This is a genomic window from Streptomyces longhuiensis (assembly GCF_020616555.1).
GTDB lineage: Bacteria > Actinomycetota > Actinomycetes > Streptomycetales > Streptomycetaceae > Streptomyces > Streptomyces longhuiensis.
In genome coordinates this window covers 1766071-1781040 of record NZ_CP085173.1, presented here as the reverse complement: position 1 = coordinate 1781040, position 14970 = coordinate 1766071, and the positions used below count along the sequence as shown (strand labels likewise).

Genomic DNA, 14970 nt, shown 5'->3' with positions numbered 1-14970 from the left:
GGTGGGCTTGCTCAGCGCCGGTCGCGCGCGCGGAGCAACCGGTGGGCGTGGACGGCCAGTTCGGTCTGGAGCCGGGCGGTGGGCCGGCGTTCGAGACCGCCGGTGAGGCGGTCGATCTGGCGCAGTCGATAGCGCAGGGTGTTGTAGTGGACGTGCAGCCGCGCCGCGGTGGCCACGCCGTTGCGGTCCTGGAGGAGATAGATGCTGAGGGTCTCGACGAGGCTGCCCTCGTGCTCGGCGTCATGGGCGAGCAGCGGTCCGAGCGCGTCGTCGACGAGGGCCGTGAGCTCCGCCGCGGGCAGCTGACCGAGCAGCCGGTACACCCCCAGGTCCGCGTAGCCGCGGACGAAGTCGGGGCCGTGCAGTTCGCGGCCGAGCGTCAGGGTCTGCGCCGCTTCCTCGTAGCTGTGGTGGTAGTCGGTGAAGTCGTCCCGGACGGTTCCGGCGGCGACCGCCACGTCCCAGTCGGGGTGTGCGGCGGTGACAGCCGCGTGCAGGGCCTGACATCGGCCGTTGAGGGACGGCCCCGGTTCCGTCAGCAGGACGAGTCCGCTCCGGCTTCCCCAGATGATCGCGCCGGGCCCGGCCGCCGACCGTACGAGAGGCAACAGTCGCTCCTCCAGGGCGAGTTCGGTGTCGGTGGGGCCGCCGCTGCCGGTGGAGGCGACCTCGACGAGGACGACCGCGCGGGGCAGTCGCAGGTTCCAGCCCATGGCCGCGGCGCGGCGCGCGGTCTCGGCGCGGTCACGCGGAGGCCGTGAGACCAACTCCATCAGGAGCAGCGTGCGGTAGCGCTGCTGGCGGCTGGCCAGCGCGCGTTCCTGGGCGGCGATGGTGGCCGCGACGGTCGTGGCGTGCTCCAGCGCCATCCGCTGATGGGTGTCGAGCTCATGAGTGGGAGGCATGGCCGCCCCGGCCCCGTGGTCCGCGGCCTCCGCGTCGTCCCGCCACAGGGCCACGGCGCCGCTCGCGCCCGTGCCCGTCTCGATGGCGCGCTCGGCGGCGGGCGGACAGTCGGGAGGCGGGGACCCCGCGGAGGCCAGGATCCACCCGTGCTCGTCGAGCACGGCGGCCGCACAGCCGGACAGTTCGAGCAATACGTTCATGAGCTCCTGGTAGGAGCCCCCGTCGAGGGCCACCGCCGTGAGCCGTTCATGGATGGCGCGCGAACGCTCCAACTCCAATGCCTGGCGGTTCAGTACGGTGCCCAGCACCTCGGACAGGATGTCGTTGAACATCACGGCGCCCGGCAACTCGACGACAGGGAAACCGAGTTCGTCCGCCGCCGCCAGCATCACCGGCGGCAGCGCGGGCAGGTAGGGGCCCACCTTCACGGCCAGGGCGGCGAGGCCGCGCTCGGCGAGCACGGGGATCAGGTCGCTCAGCGCCTCCGCGTCGTCACGGACGGCGTAGGCGGTGGTCAGCAGCAGTTCCCCGCCGCGCATCCAGCGCACGATGTCGGGGACTTCCATGATGTTGACGACGCGGATACGGCGGCCGTGGCCGCTCGCCCCGGCGACGAGTCGTGCGCCGCTGAGGCAGGGCAGGGCCAGCGCCTCGCTCACGGTCAGCCCGGGAGAGAGGCCGTAGGGGACGGTCGGGGCGGTACCGATACCGATGCCTGTCATGCACAGTCACTATGCGACAGCCGCGAGTAACCTGTAATACCCCGCGCGTAACTTCCATGTTTCCCACCGCGGTTGGAGACGCCCCTTGTCAGCGGGTGTCAACGGCGGACCGCTCATCCTGGCGTCCGGTGCCCATGACCGGCTCGGCCCGCCTCTCCTACGGTGACCCGCATGACTCCCCGAGCCGTGCCGAGGACAGCGGTGGTCGCCATCGGCGGCAACGCGCTGCTGCGCGGTGGCACCCACGCCACCGTCGCCGAACAGGTCGAGGCCGCGCGCCGGCTCGCGTCCCCCGTGGTGGCGCTGGCCGACGCGGGATGGCGGGTCGTGGTCACCCACGGCAACGGCCCTCAGGTCGGATTCATCAAGCGCCGCGCGGACCTCGCGGCAGCCCTGGCCCCTGAACTGCCCGCCCTCGGCCTCGACCTGTGCGTGGCCGACTCGCAGGGCGGCCTCGGACACATCCTGGCGACCGCGATCGCGGGCCGCCTCAGGTCGCTCGGGCGCGCCGACGACCGGGTCGCCGCCCTGATCACCCACGCCGTGGTGGACGCGCACGACGAGGCGTTCAGCCACCCGACCAAACCCATCGGAGCCTTCTATCCGGCAGCCAGGGCACGGGAGTTGGCGGACCTCCACGACTGGACCGTGGCGGAGGAGGGAGAGCGGGGCTGGCGGCGCGTGGTCCCGTCGCCCCGGCCGCGCCGGGTCCTAGAGACGGAGTCCGTACGGGCGCTGTCCACGGCGGGGTTCACGGTGATCGCGGCCGGTGGCGGCGGCATCCCCGTCGTGGAAGGCGAGGCCGGCTACCAGGGCGTCGAAGCCGTCATCGACAAGGATCTGACGTCGGCGCATCTCGCGGCCGAACTCGGCGCGGACCTGCTGGTCGTCACCACCGCTGTCGAACGCGTAGCCGTCGACTTCGGCCGGCCCACGCAGCGCTTCCTGGACCGGCTGACCTGCGGCGAGGCCGAACGGCTCCTGGCCCAGGGCCAGTTCCCGCCGGGCAGCATGGGTCCCAAGATCGGCGCCGCCCTCGAATTCCTGCGCGGCGCCCCCGGCCGCCAGGTGCTCATCACCTCACCGCAGCAGCTGGCTGCCGCCCTCGACGGACACGGCGGCACCTGGCTCGAGAGCGACCTGGCGCGGACCACCGAAGAACCCCTCAACGGCACCGTCACGGCAGGGAGGCCGCAGTGATACTCGAAGCGGGACAGGGCCCGATCGACGGCACGCACTATCTGCGCGCCACACCGGAGACCGTCGGCTGGGGGCGGCTGCCCTGCCGCACCACGGCGCCGGCGCTCACGATCGAATCCGGCGAGAGCGTCACGTTCGACACCGTCTCCCACGAGGGCATCCTGGAGGACCAGGGGCGCGATCCGGCGGCCTTCTTCGGGCGGTACGGCATCGCCGCGACCGAAGTGCTCTCCGACGCCCGCGTGCTGGCGAAGTCCCCGCCGCCACGGGACCCGGACGGGGACGGCCCCCATGTGGTCAGCGCGCCCGTCCACATCAGGGGCGCCGAGCCGGGCGACCTCCTCAAGGCCGAGGTGCTGACGCTGCACCGGCGCGCCGACTACGGCGTCATCTCCAGCAGGCACGGCCGTGGCGCCCTGCCGGACGAATTCGCCCGCACAGCACCGGAGTTCACCTTCTGCGAGGTGGAGCGTGCGGACGGCCGGGACGTCGGCGTGATCCGCTACGCCGAGGGCCGGGCGGCCCGGTTCCCGCTGCGGCCCTTCATGGGCATCATGGGCGTGGCCACCGACACGGACGGGACGCAGCACTCGGTGCCGCCGGGACGGCACGGTGGCAACCTCGACATCAAGGAACTGGAGACACGCTCCGCGCTGTATCTGCCCGTACAGACGGCCGGAGCGGGCTTCTACACCGGAGATCCGCACTACGCACAGGGCAACGGCGAAGTCGCCCTCACCGCCCTGGAGGCGCCGCTGCGCGCCACGTTCCGGCTCACCCTCCTCAAGGGCGCACGGGCCCGGGCGGCGGCCGCGACCCTCACGCACCCCTTCGGCGAGACCGACCGGCACTGGATCCCCGTGGGGCTGCACGAGGACCTCGACGAGGCGATGCGGGAAGCGGTCCGCGCAGCCGTCCGCTTCCTCACGGACCGCTTCGGCATGGACGGGCCGGCCGCGTACGCCTACCTGAGCGCGGCGGCCGACTTCGAGATCTCGCAGGTCGTCGACCAGGTCCAGGGAGTGCACTGCCTCATCCGCAAGGCGGACTTCCCCGACTGATCCAGTTCGATCCCCTCTGATCCCGTCCGATCCCGTCCGATCCCGTCCGATCGCGGCTGCCCCGCCTGCCGCGTACGCCAGTCCCCCGCATCCGCCCCCGCCCATCCATCCACCGGGAGCCCGTATGCCTCAACTGATACTGCGTCAAGCACGCGTCGAGGACGCCCGGTCGCCCTGCGACGTGGTGATCGACGGCGGCCGGGTGCGAGCCGTCGGGGACGCCGCGGGCCAGGACGCCGACGAGGTGATCGACTGCGCCGGCCGGGTCGTCCTGCCCGGCTTCGTCGAACCGCATCTGCATCTCGACAAGGCCCTCCTGGACGGCGTACGAGGCAACCCCGACGGAACCCTCGCCGGAGCGATCGCGGTGACCGGCGAGCTGAAGAGCGCGTTCACGCACGAGGACGTACTGGCCCGTGCGCGGCGCGTCCTCGAGGCGGCGGTCCTCAACGGTACGACGGTGATCCGCGCCCATCCGGACGTCGACCCGATCGCGGGGCTGCTCGGCGTCGAGGTACTGCTCCAACTCCGCGCGGAGTACGCGGATGTGGTGGACCTCCAGATCGTGGCGTTCCCGCAGGAGGGCGTCCTGCGGTCACCCGGCACCGAGAAGCTGCTGATCGCGGCGCTGGCGGCGGGCGCCGACGTGGTGGGCGGCTGCACCTACAACGAGGCCACCCTGGAGGACTGCCACCGCCACGTCGAGCTCGTGCTCGACCTCGCCGCACAGCACGGAGTGCCGGCCGATCTGCACGCCGACTTCGCCGACGACGCGTCCGACCCCCGGTACGCGCTCGCCGAGTTCATCGCCGGCCAGACCGCGCGCCGGGGTCTGGGGGGTCGGGTGGCGCTCGGTCATATGACCTCACTCGGCGGCCGGGAGCCCGCGGACCGGGCGCGGGCGATGGCCGCACTCGCCGACGCGGGCGTCGCCGTCGTGCCGCTCCCGGCGACCGACCTGCACCTCGGCGGTCGACGGGACACCCGGGCGGTCCGGCGGGGGGTCGCCCCGGTCCGTGAGCTGTGGGACCACGGCGTGCTCGCCGCCTGCTCCTCCAACAACATCCGCAACGCCTTCACCCCGTTCGGGCGCGCGGACCCCCTGGACACGGCGCTCCTGCTGGCGCAGACCGGTCATCTGTCCGGGCCCACCGACCTCCACCGGGTGCTGCGCATGGTCACGCACGACGCGGCCCGGGTGGTGGGCGTCGCCGACGACTACGGCGTACGGCCGGGCGACCGCGCCGACCTGGTGGTGCTCGACACGCAGGTCTATGACGACATCGTCCTGGACCGGCCCGAACGCGCCCATGTCATCAAGGCGGGGAGGGTGGTGGCCCGCACGGTCAGGACCAGCGAACTCCTCGTCCCCTGAGCCTCCCTCCCCTCGCACCCGCACCCGCCCCCCACGCCCCCGCACGGCACCGCGCTCTGCCATCCGACTCCAGCGGAGGAATCCCCATGCGCGAACGCCTCTCTCACGAAATCGTTGCCTCCGTACTCGCCGGTCTGACGGCGTTCATCGGAGGGACCGCGCTCCATCTCCCGCCCTGGGCGATCTTCATCTCGTGGGCGGCCGTCTTCGCGCTCGGAGGGCCGAGCTGGGCGAACGCACGCAGGCTGTGGTGCACGATGCCCGCCGGCTCCGCCTTCGCCCTGATCATCGTGCTGATCGACCAGCACGTGGGCACGGCGTTCGGCGACGGCCAGTTCGCCCGGAACGCGGTGCTGGCCCTGGTGATCATGGTCGTCAACACCGTCCTCATGTACACGGGCCGCATCAAGGTGTTCTCGCTGATTCCCGGCATGTTCCTCGGCTTCGCCAGCTACTTCGCCACGTTCTTCGGCGGCTTCGGCTACAAGCCGGGCAACATCTGGGCGGCGTGGGTCTGCGTGGTCGCGATGAACGCGCTCGGGCCGGTCTTCGCCTATCTGTCCAACCGGCTCATGTACCCGATCTTCTCGCCGGTGCCGACGTCGGTCGTGGCGTCCGCGGGCCCTGTGCACCACGACGGCCGCACCCCGCCGGCCGGAACCGCACCGGCCGAGTGAGGCCGTCCGTCACCGCCCGGGCAGCCGCTCCACCGCGAACGCGCTGCCCGGGTTGTCGACGAGGATCCGGTCCACCAGCGCCTTGCCCAGGGCCAGTTCGAGCCGTGGGCGGACGCGGCGCAGCAGATACGGCATCCCGGGCCCGCCGCTCACCGAGCGCGCTCCGGCGGTCGTCGTGTCGCCGCCGAGCAGGAGCCGGTCGCCGTACCCCGCGTCGGCGAGCGCCGCCATCGCGTCCGGCATCCGCCAGTCCGTCGCGTGGTTGGCGCGCGACGGCCCGTCGAAGGCGAGGTACGCGCCTGACTCGGCGGCCTGCCGGTGCACGGCGAAGTCGGGGGAGCGGTTGAGGTGCCCGAGCACGACCCGCTCCGGCGCCACCCCCAACTCCCCGCACAGCAGGTCGAGTACGTCGAGTACGCCCGTCCCCAGCTCGTGGTGGACGGCGATCGGTGCGCCCGTCGCGTGATGGGCGTCGGCGGCGGCCCGCATCGTCCACACCGCGTGGTCGTCGAGGGCGTGGAAGCCGCCCGCGACCTTGATGAGCCCGGCCCGCACACCGCTGTCGCCGATCCCCTCCGTGAGTTCCCGCACGAACACGTCGGCGAGGACGGGACGCAGCCGGGCGAGCAAATCCGGTGCGTAGTGGGCGGCTTGGTGGAGTCCCGTCGCGGCCACGATGCGTACGCCCGTCGCCCTCGACAGTTCGGGCAGCAGCTCGGCCCGGCGTCCGAGTCCGTGCGGTGTCCACTGGACGACCGCGCCGCCGCCCGCATCGCGGTAGGCGCGCAGTTCCGCCTCGGCGGCGGCCGCGTCGTCGAGTTCCTGGCCGGGGAGCAGGGGGCTGCGGAAGAAGAGGTGGTCGTGCGCGTCGCACACGCCGAGCTCCTCCGGCGCCACGTCCCCGAGCACGGTCCGAACGGTCGCGGTCACCACTGCCTCCCCCGGGGGAGCCGGTCGCGCTCGGGGGCGCTCAGGTGCAGCACCTCGTAGAGGTCGCCCGGTGTGTCCGGTGACGCGTGGTCCCAGAGGGAGAAGGTGAGCAGCTCCCAGTGGCGCGGGTCGACGGCGACGGCCGCGCACACCGCCCCGTCCTGCCCGGCGATGCGAGCCGCGTCGCGCACGGCGGCTTCCGTCGGTTCGGCCGGCGGAGCCTGCCCGGTGAGGGGTGTCCGGCGGCGTACCGCGCTCCTCGGGGTGGCCTGCGAGGCCGAGCCCTCCTCGTACGCGAGTCCGGTCCAGTGCTGCACCTCGGGCCGCCCGAAGTCGTCCACGATCCCCTGGAATCCGGGCCCCCACAGGAACGAGTTCATGCCCTGAGGTGTGTTCCACAGGTAGCACGGCGCGTACTGGTTCACGGGTGACCCGGCGACACCGCGCTCCCGCATCAGATACGCCTTGAGGCCGAGTCCGGGGAAGTCGTCGAGGAGATGCCCCCTGGTCTCCACCCGCTTGCGGATGATGCCCATGTCGTAGTCGGCGGGCAGCGTGATCTCGTACTGCGTCGCGTGCACGGTCGTGTCTCTCCTCGGCTCAGGCGGCGGGTGCGAGCAGCGAGAGCAGTCCGCGCACCCCCGCGTCGAAGGCGGCGGGCGAGCCCGACGCGCGGGCCAGGACATAACCGCCCTGGACAGTCGCGACGATCGCCGCCGCGATCTCCTCGGCGTCCAGCGAGGCCGCGAACTCGCCCTGTTCCTTGCCCTCTTCGACGATTCCGGCGAGCTGCTCCCGCAGCCAGTCGAGCGTGTCGTCGACCGGTGCGCGCAGCGCGTCGCTCGCGATCACGTCCGGGTCCATCGTGAGCCGGCCGATCGGGCAGCCGCGCAGCACATCGCGCTCGCGCCGCAGATACGCCTCGATGCGGGCGTACGCGGAACCGCCGCCGCCGAACGACTTCGCGGCGGTGGCCCGCATCTCCTGCGCCGTGCGCTCGATCGCGGCGAGCGCGAGGTCCTGCTTCCCGCCGAAGTGGTGGTACATGCTGCCCTGCCCCACGTCGGCGCGCTGCTGGATCGCCTTGGGGCTCGTGCCCACGTAACCCCGCTCCCACAGGAGCTCACGCGTGGACTCGATCAACCGGTCCGAGGTGCTCATGAAGCCACTGTACATACTAGTAGGTACAGAAGTCGAGGAGGGAGAGAGCAGACGGAAGCGGGCTCCGTACTCCCGTGGGGGTACGCGCGCTGCCGCTGGCTGTACGACGACTTCGACCCCCCTTCGGAGCGAGCCTCGAGGCATCGAGAAAACGTGGACACACACTCCGAGGAGATGACTCGCATGCAGACCCTGGCGAACTGGGACGGCGGGCCCGGCCCGTGGATCCTGTTCCTCCCGCTGATCTGGGCGGCCGTCGTCATCGGCGTCGTCACGCTGCTGCGCCGCACCGTGTGGCGCGGACGCCGCCGTGGCGGCCCCTGGCGGCCCGCCGCCGACGAGAACTCGCCCCTCACCGTGCTCGGCCGGCGCTTCGCCGCGGGCGAGATCGACGAGGACGAGTACTGGCGCCGGAGCTCCGTCCTGAACGAGGAGTTCGGCCGTTCCAAGGGCGGTGCGGCATGACCACCACCACGCTCACCCGGACCGCGGCGCGCGTCGTCGACGCCGTGAAGGTCTACGGCAGTGGCGACACCGCGGTCCGGGCCCTGGACGGCGTGAGCGTCGGCTTCGAGGCCGGGAGGTTCACCGCGATCATGGGTCCCTCCGGCTCCGGCAAGTCCACGCTGATGCACTGCGCGGCGGGCCTCGACACCCTCGGCGCCGGCTCCGCCTTCATCGGCGACACCGACCTGAGCGACCTCGACGACCGCCGCCTGACCCTCCTGCGCCGCGACCGGATCGGCTTCGTGTTCCAGGCCTTCAACCTGGTGCCGACGCTGACGGTCGCGGAGAACATCACCCTGCCGATGGACCTCGCGGGCGCCAAGGAAGACGCCGCTTCCAGGGAGTGGATCGACGCACTGGTCGACGTCGTCGGCCTGCGCGACCGGCTGCACCACCGGCCGTCCGAACTCTCCGGCGGACAGCAGCAGCGCGTCGCCGTGGCCCGCGCCTTCGCCGGCCGCCCCGACGTCGTCTTCGCCGACGAACCCACCGGCAACCTCGACTCGCGCTCCGGCGAGGAGGTGCTCGGGCTCCTCGGCCGCGCCGTGCGGCAGATGGACCGCACGGTCGTCATGGTCACCCACGACCCGGTGGCCGCCGCCCACGCCGACGAGGTCGTCTTCCTCGCCGACGGCCGTCTCGTCGACCGGATGCAGGCACCCACCCCGGACAAGGTCCTCGACCGCATGAAGGCCTTCGACGCGGCCGGTGGCGCACGACATGCGGGGGAGAAGCCGTCATGAGCTCCCTGGGCACCTCCGCGCGCCTGAGCCTGTCGTCGCTGCGCGCCCACAAGCGGCGCTTCGCCGGCACCTTCCTGGCCGTCCTGCTCGGCGTCGCGTTCCTCACCGGCACACTCGTCATGGGTGACACCCTGCGCGCCGGCTTCGACACCATGTTCGGCAACGCGACGAGCGGCACGGACGCCGTCGTCCGCAGCACGAACGTGATCACGACCCCCGGCGAGAGCCAGGGCGCCCGGCAGCCCGTCGCCGCGTCGCTCGCGAAGAAGCTGGCGGACACCCCGGGTGTCGCCGCCGCCGTGCCCGGCATCCAGGGCGCGGGCCAGCTCGTCGGCAGCGACGGCAAGGCGATCGGCGGCCAGGGGCCGCCCACCCTCGCGGGCAACTGGATCAACGACCCCGAACTCAACCCCTACCGCCTGGCCGAAGGACACACCCCTTCGAAGACCGGCGAGGTCGTCGTCAACCACGGAGCCGCCGAGAAGGGCCACCTCAAGATCGGCGACACCACGACCCTGCGCACCCCCGACCCCGTCAAGGTGACGATCGTCGGCCTCGCGACCTTCGGCGGTGAGGACGGCATGGCGCAGGTGACGTACACCGGCATGACGCGGGCCGACGCCGAGAAGTACCTCACGCCGAGGCCCGGCGAGGCCGCGTCCATCCAGGTGCGGGCCGGCCCCGGCACCAGCCAGCGGGAACTCGTCGACGAGCTGACTCCCGTACTGCCCAAGGGAGTCGAGGCCATCACCGGCGAGGCGTCGGCGCAGGAGAACACGGACATGATCTCCGGCCAGTTCCTGAGCCTCTTCACCACCTTCCTCCTCGTGTTCTCCGGCATCGCCCTGCTCGTGGCGACCTTCTCGATCCACAACACGTTCGCGATCGTCGTCGCCCAGCGCACCCGTGAGAACGCGCTCCTGCGCGCCCTCGGCGCCTCCCGCCGCCAGGTCACCGCCACGACGCTCGTCGAGGCGAGCGCCGTGGCAGTCCTCGCCTCGGTCGCCGGTCTCGCCGGCGGCATCGGCATCGCGGCCGGGCTCCAGGCGCTGTTCCCCGCCATCGGCTTCCCGTTCCCCGACGGCGCCCTCGTGATCAGCGGCCTGTCCATGCTGCTCCCGCTCGCCGTCGGCATCCTCGTCTGTCTCGGCTCCGCGCTCCTGCCCGCCGTACGAGCCGGACGCACGGCACCCCTCGCGGCCCTGCGCGAGACGGCCGTCGACCAGTCCGGTGCCTCGCGCAGCCGCGCCGTCATCGGCACGGCACTCGGCGTCGCGGCGGTCGCCGTCACCTTGGTCGGAGTCCTCGCCTCGCCGTCCATCTGGCTCGCGGGCCTCGGCAGCGTGCTGATCCTCATCGCGTTCGTGGTGCTCGGTCCGGTCGCCTCGTCGCGCGCCGTACGTGTCCTCGGCAGCCCCCTCGACAAGCTGCGCGGCGTCACCGGCGGCCTCGCCCTGCGCAACGCCCTGCGCAGCCCCAAGCGCACCGCGGCCACCGCGAGCGCCCTGATGATCGGTGTCGCCGTCGTCTGTCTGTTCACCGTCTTCGGCGCCTCGCTGAAGGCGACCATGGACCAGACGGTGTCCCGTTCCTTCGCCGGCGACATCGCCGTGTCCGCCCCGTCGTTCGGCGCGGGCGGCAGCGGCCTCAGCCCGAGGCTCGCCCCGGCCATCGCCGAACAGCCGCAGGTCGCGACCGCCGTCGGCCTGGGCAAGGGCGTCGCTGACGTCGACGGCGAGGGCCGCGCCCTGACCGTCACCGACCCGGCCGCGCTCGCCAGGTCGTTCGACCTGGGAACCGTCCGCGGCTCGCTCGACGACCTCGGCACGGACGGCATCGCCATCACCCGCGAGGAAGCCGACAAGCAGCACCTCCGTCCGGGCAGCACCGCCCGCCTGGCCTTCACCGACGGCAAGCGGCAGACCTTCAGCGTCCGCGCGGTGTACGGCCGGTCGGAACTCGCCGGGGACTACGTCATCACACGCCAGGCCTGGGCCCCGCACCGCGCCCAGGACTCCGACACCCTGATCGCCGTCACCTTCAAGGACGGCGTGAGCACGGCCGACGGCAAGGCCGCCGTCTCCAAGGTCGCTGCGGCGTACGGGAATCCGGAGGTGCAGACCCGCGACGAGTACGCGCAGTCGTCCGCGGGCGGCATCGACATGATGCTGACCCTGGTCTACGCGCTGCTGGCCCTCGCCGTGCTGATCGCCCTGCTCGGCATCGCCAACACCCTCACCCTGGCCGTCCACGAACGCACCCGCGAACTGGGGCTGTTGAGGGCCGTCGGCCAGACCCGCGCCCAGCTGCGGGCCATGGTCCGGTGGGAGTCCGTCCTGGTCGCCGCGTTCGGTACCGCGGGTGGCCTGGTGCTCGGCGCATTCCTCGGCTGGGTCCTCGTCGAGGCGTCGGACGGCGCGAGCGACAGCGCGTTCGCGTTCGCCCTGCCGCCGCTCCAGCTCGTCGTCGTCGCCCTGGTGGGCCTCGCCGCCGGAGCGCTCGCGGGCCTGCGCCCGGCCCGCCGCGCCGCACGCCTCGACGTGCTGCGGGCCATCGCCACCGAGTGACGTGGCCCGTGCCGTGGCAGGAGGTGGTCACCGCCCGGTCAGCCGACAACGGCCGACCGGGCGGGAGCATGTCGGGCCGCGCGGCGGTCCGCCGGCGAGTCCAGCTCGGGGAAGGCGTCCGCCACCCGGTACTCGGGAAGCGGCGGCAGCGGCATCGCCGCCGACGGCGCGGGGAGCGTGAACCACACGACCTTGCCGTGCTCGCCCTGCGGACGCGCGCCCCAGCTCTCGCTGACCGCGGCGACCAGGGCGAGGCCCCGGCCGCAGGTCGCGAGCGGGTCGGCCTCGCACGGTTGCGGCAGGTGCGGGTCGTGGTCGTGCACCGACACCGTGAGGTGGTCGTGCAGCAACTCGATCTCGACGGTGCACATCTTGTCGGGACCCGCGTGCCGGTGGACGTTGGTCAACAACTCGGTCACGCCGAGCATCGCCTCGTCTATCAGCGGATCCAGATGCCAGTAGCGCAACTGCGCCGATACGATTCTGCGGACCTGGCGGATCCGCGACGGCAGGGCCTGGAGCTCCACCGTGCAGTGCTTGTTTGGGTGGGTGATCACGGCTGCGACTCCCCGAATTGAAGGTCCGGAAGAAGGCGGAGTACCGAGCCAGCAGGGGGTCGCGTTGACAGCTGAGGCCCGCCTGCTGCGTGTCCGGCGGGCTGGTTCGCAGCGTTATCGCCGGTAAACCCTGAGTAGTGATGTGTGACCAGAGTGACTCAGGGGGTGCGAGCCTGCAACTCGCGGTCGCTGCCCCCCAAGTACGCGGCCGGCTACGTCAGCCGGCCGCGCGCCCTGCGCACCGCCTCGAGGAACCGACGCGTCGTGGGCGGCCCGCTCTCGCCGACGAGACGCGGCACCGCGTCGCCGGGTTCATGATCGGCGCCGAGTTTCAGCAGGTAGCGCCTGCCGCCGACATCGGCGAGAGCCCGGTCGCCGGGCGCGAACCAGGCCTTGCCGGCGCGGACTTCCTGGAGCGGTGCACTGTCGATCTCGCTGCCATAACTGGTGAGCAGTTCGAGGCGGCCGCCCTTGATGCGGACCTCGCCTGCCCGGGTGAGTGAGCGAAGGAGACGCCCTATGCGCACACCCGTCGCCGTGAACTCCGGCTCAGCCATGTCGTCCGCCCCCTTGGTGTGAACTCTCACCGGCCCCGCGGTGCAGTCTGCCCGCACGAAGGCGTCCGCACCAGTGCGTGAGGCACTGCGCCCGGCAGGGGAAGGGGCGACTCACGCCTTTGTTCCTCCGCACGCCTGTTCCTGCCTTGGGGCAGGTGTTCCTTTGAGTTGCTCAAAGGGGTGTTTATGCAGGTGAGAAGCGTGCGGAAGGTGTTTATGATCGGGGCGTCCGACCGGTCGCAAAGACGACGGCCGGGTGTGGACGGCGTCGGACCGGCGCTCGGAACGACGCCAAGGAGCCATGCGGTGAGCACCCCTCAGCAGGACCAGTCAGCCGGTACCCCCCAAGGGCAAAACCCGGTGGCCACGCTCGACGTGGACCACACGGACGCCGCGTACCGAAGCTGGCTCAAAGAAGCCGTACGAAAGGTGCAGGCCGACGCCAACCGGTCGGCCGACACCCACCTCCTGCGTTTCCCGCTCCCCGAGGAGTGGGGCATCGACCTCTATCTGAAGGACGAGTCGACGCACATCACGGGCAGCCTCAAGCACCGGCTCGCCCGGTCGCTGTTCCTCTACGGCCTGTGCAACGGATGGATCCGGCCCGGCCGCCCCGTCATCGAGGCGTCCAGCGGCTCGACCGCCGTCTCCGAGGCCTACTTCGCGAAGCTCATCGGGGTGCCCTTCATCGCCGTGATGCCGCGCACCACCAGCCCCGAGAAGATCCGCCTGATCGAATTCCACGGCGGCCGGTGCCACTTCGTCGACGACTCGCGCACGATGTACGAGCAGTCGGCGGCGCTCGCGGTCGACACGGGCGGCCACTACATGGACCAGTTCACGTACGCGGAGCGGGCCACGGACTGGCGCGGCAACAACAACATCGCGGAGTCGATCTACCGGCAGCTGGAGCTGGAGCGCTACCCGGAGCCCACCTGGATCGTCGCCACCGCCGGCACCGGAGGCACCTCCGCAACCCTTGCCCGGTACGTCCACTACATGCAGCACGACACCCTCATCTGCGTCGCGGACCCGGAGAACTCCTGTTTCTTCGAGGGCTGGACCACCGGGGACCCGGACGTCACCTGCGACTGCGGCTCCCGCATCGAGGGCATCGGCAGGCCCCGCATGGAGCCGAGCTTCGTGCCCGGAGCGATCGACCGCATGATGAAGGTGCCGGACGCGGCGAGCGTCGCCGCCGTGCGCGCCCTGGAGGGGGCCATCGGCCGCAAGGCGGGCGGCTCGACCGGTACGGGCCTGTGGAGCGCGCTGAAGATCGTCGCCGAGATGGTGGCCGAGGGCAGGACCGGCAGCGTCGTCACGCTGCTGTGCGACCCGGGGGACCGTTATCTCGACAAGTACTACTCCGACCAGTGGCTGGCCGCCCAGGGCCTGGACATCGCGCCGTACACGCGGGCCATCGAGACGCTGCTCGCGACGGGAGTCTGGCCGAGCGCCGACTGAGGGCCCGGACCGCGTCTAACTCGCCTTGGAATCGCGGGAGTTCGCCGCGATCCTGCGGTCGAGCGCGGCCACCGCGTCACGGAACGCGCGACCGAGTCCGGCCCGGCCGAGGCGCAGGCCCACCCGGAACGCGGCGACCCCGTCCGCGGCGAACGTCCACTGCACCCGCGTCCCACCGATGCCCGACGGCGTGAGCCGCCACTCCTCGACCAGGGCGCGTATCCCCGGCGCGTTGGTCTCGTCCACCCGGTACGCGTACACCTCGTCGGGGTCGGCCGCGAGGATGGTCTCCCGCATGCGCGCACCACCCCTGAGCCGTACCTCGCGCCCGGCGCCGTCTTCCGTCGGGCGGGCGAGCGTCACGGCGGAGAACCACTGGGGCCAGCCCGCCACGTCCTCGGCGAGCGCCCGGAACACCGCCTGCGGAGGCGCGGACACCTCGCGGGCGAAGACCAGGCGCAGCGGCGCGGACTCGGTGAACTCGAGCCCCACGGGCTTCAGTCGGCGTGCCATGGACCTTCAGCCCCCAAGCGGAATCGGGCG

15 protein-coding genes are annotated in these 14970 nt (G+C 72.0%); 8 read left to right on the top strand and 7 right to left on the bottom strand.

Features of this window, described 5'->3' with window-relative positions; translation table 11 throughout:
• Nucleotides 1–11: 11 nt before the first annotated feature.
• Nucleotides 12–1628 carry a PucR family transcriptional regulator gene (locus LGI35_RS08465; protein ID WP_227293278.1) on the bottom strand — a complete coding sequence of 539 codons (1617 nt, stop codon included), beginning with the start codon at nt 1626–1628 and terminating at the stop codon, nt 12–14.
• 171 nt (nt 1629–1799) lie between these two features.
• Between LGI35_RS08465 and LGI35_RS08460 the strand changes: the two genes are divergently transcribed.
• The 4 genes from LGI35_RS08460 (at nt 1800) to LGI35_RS08445 (ending at nt 5941) form a co-directional block, all read left to right on the top strand.
• Nucleotides 1800–2828, top strand: a complete 1029-nt coding sequence (locus tag LGI35_RS08460) for a carbamate kinase (protein WP_227293277.1) — start codon at nt 1800–1802, stop codon at nt 2826–2828.
• Complete coding sequence (locus LGI35_RS08455) at nt 2825–3889, top strand: acetamidase/formamidase family protein (protein ID WP_227293276.1); 1065 nt, start codon at nt 2825–2827, stop codon at nt 3887–3889. The genes LGI35_RS08460 and LGI35_RS08455 overlap by 4 nt, the downstream gene beginning before the upstream one ends.
• 124 nt (nt 3890–4013) lie before the next feature.
• Entirely contained in the window at nt 4014–5264 is a 1251-nt protein-coding gene (locus LGI35_RS08450; protein WP_227293275.1) for an amidohydrolase family protein, read from the top strand.
• Nucleotides 5265–5350: 86 nt separating this feature from the next.
• Complete coding sequence (locus tag LGI35_RS08445) at nt 5351–5941, top strand: DUF1097 domain-containing protein (protein WP_227293274.1); 591 nt, start codon at nt 5351–5353, stop codon at nt 5939–5941.
• Nucleotides 5942–5950: 9 nt separating this feature from the next.
• Here LGI35_RS08445 and LGI35_RS08440 read toward each other — a convergent pair whose 3' ends face one another.
• Genes LGI35_RS08440 through LGI35_RS08430 form a run of 3 tightly spaced genes read right to left on the bottom strand, consistent with a single transcriptional unit; the run spans nt 5951 to nt 8032 of the window.
• Entirely contained in the window at nt 5951–6871 is a 921-nt protein-coding gene (locus LGI35_RS08440) for a phosphotriesterase family protein (RefSeq protein ID WP_227293273.1), read from the bottom strand.
• On the bottom strand, nt 6868–7452 hold the full coding sequence (locus LGI35_RS08435) for a DUF4865 family protein (RefSeq protein WP_227293272.1): 585 nt from the start codon (nt 7450–7452) through the stop codon (nt 6868–6870). Before LGI35_RS08435 ends, LGI35_RS08440 begins: the two co-directional genes overlap by 4 nt.
• A gap of 19 nt (nt 7453–7471) precedes the next feature.
• Nucleotides 7472–8032, bottom strand: a complete 561-nt coding sequence (locus LGI35_RS08430) for a TetR/AcrR family transcriptional regulator (protein ID WP_227293271.1) — start codon at nt 8030–8032, stop codon at nt 7472–7474.
• A 183-nt stretch (nt 8033–8215) separates the two neighbouring features.
• On the opposite strand from LGI35_RS08430, the gene LGI35_RS08425 reads away from it, so the two are divergent.
• Genes LGI35_RS08425 through LGI35_RS08415 form a run of 3 tightly spaced genes read left to right on the top strand, consistent with a single transcriptional unit; the run spans nt 8216 to nt 11849 of the window.
• Nucleotides 8216–8497, top strand: coding sequence for an SHOCT domain-containing protein (locus LGI35_RS08425; RefSeq protein WP_227293270.1), 282 nt, complete (start codon nt 8216–8218; stop codon nt 8495–8497).
• Entirely contained in the window at nt 8494–9282 is a 789-nt protein-coding gene (locus LGI35_RS08420) for an ABC transporter ATP-binding protein (protein ID WP_227293269.1), read from the top strand. Before LGI35_RS08425 ends, LGI35_RS08420 begins: the two co-directional genes overlap by 4 nt.
• 5 nt (nt 9283–9287) lie before the next feature.
• On the top strand, nt 9288–11849 hold the full coding sequence (locus LGI35_RS08415) for an ABC transporter permease (RefSeq protein ID WP_227300245.1): 2562 nt from the start codon (nt 9288–9290) through the stop codon (nt 11847–11849).
• Nucleotides 11850–11887: 38 nt separating this feature from the next.
• Here the strand turns inward: LGI35_RS08415 and LGI35_RS08410 are convergent, their stop codons facing one another.
• Together LGI35_RS08410 and LGI35_RS08405 are read right to left on the bottom strand one after the other, a co-directional pair.
• Nucleotides 11888–12406: an ATP-binding protein gene (locus tag LGI35_RS08410; RefSeq protein ID WP_227293268.1), complete on the bottom strand. Its 519-nt coding sequence runs from the start codon at nt 12404–12406 to the stop codon at nt 11888–11890.
• Between the two features lie 212 nt (nt 12407–12618).
• Nucleotides 12619–12963, bottom strand: coding sequence for a hypothetical protein (locus LGI35_RS08405; protein ID WP_116500449.1), 345 nt, complete (start codon nt 12961–12963; stop codon nt 12619–12621).
• Nucleotides 12964–13269: 306 nt separating this feature from the next.
• Here LGI35_RS08405 and cds1 point away from each other — a divergent pair, with 306 nt between their 5' ends.
• Nucleotides 13270–14427: an L-cysteine desulfhydrase Cds1 gene (gene cds1, locus LGI35_RS08400; RefSeq protein WP_227293267.1), complete on the top strand. Its 1158-nt coding sequence runs from the start codon at nt 13270–13272 to the stop codon at nt 14425–14427.
• A gap of 15 nt (nt 14428–14442) precedes the next feature.
• Here cds1 and LGI35_RS08395 read toward each other — a convergent pair whose 3' ends face one another.
• The gene (locus LGI35_RS08395) at nt 14443–14940 is read right to left on the bottom strand and encodes an SRPBCC family protein (protein WP_227293266.1); all 498 of its coding nucleotides are present in this window, start codon (nt 14938–14940) and stop codon (nt 14443–14445) included.
• Between the last annotated feature and the right edge of the window lie 30 nt (nt 14941–14970).

Excerpts from the sequence above, each read along its gene's own strand:
- LGI35_RS08405 (WP_116500449.1), bottom strand. The coding sequence starts at position 12,963 with ATGGCTGAGCCGGAGTTCACGGCGACGGGTGTGCGCATAGGGCGTCTC.
- LGI35_RS08460 (WP_227293277.1), top strand. The coding sequence starts at position 1,800 with ATGACTCCCCGAGCCGTGCCGAGGACAGCGGTGGTCGCCATCGGCGGC.
- LGI35_RS08430 (WP_227293271.1), bottom strand. The coding sequence starts at position 8,032 with ATGAGCACCTCGGACCGGTTGATCGAGTCCACGCGTGAGCTCCTGTGG.
- LGI35_RS08420 (WP_227293269.1), top strand. The coding sequence starts at position 8,494 with ATGACCACCACCACGCTCACCCGGACCGCGGCGCGCGTCGTCGACGCC.
- LGI35_RS08395 (WP_227293266.1), bottom strand. The coding sequence starts at position 14,940 with ATGGCACGCCGACTGAAGCCCGTGGGGCTCGAGTTCACCGAGTCCGCG.
- LGI35_RS08445 (WP_227293274.1), top strand. The coding sequence starts at position 5,351 with ATGCGCGAACGCCTCTCTCACGAAATCGTTGCCTCCGTACTCGCCGGT.
- LGI35_RS08465 (WP_227293278.1), bottom strand. The coding sequence starts at position 1,628 with ATGACAGGCATCGGTATCGGTACCGCCCCGACCGTCCCCTACGGCCTC.
- LGI35_RS08425 (WP_227293270.1), top strand. The coding sequence starts at position 8,216 with ATGCAGACCCTGGCGAACTGGGACGGCGGGCCCGGCCCGTGGATCCTG.
- LGI35_RS08450 (WP_227293275.1), top strand. The coding sequence starts at position 4,014 with ATGCCTCAACTGATACTGCGTCAAGCACGCGTCGAGGACGCCCGGTCG.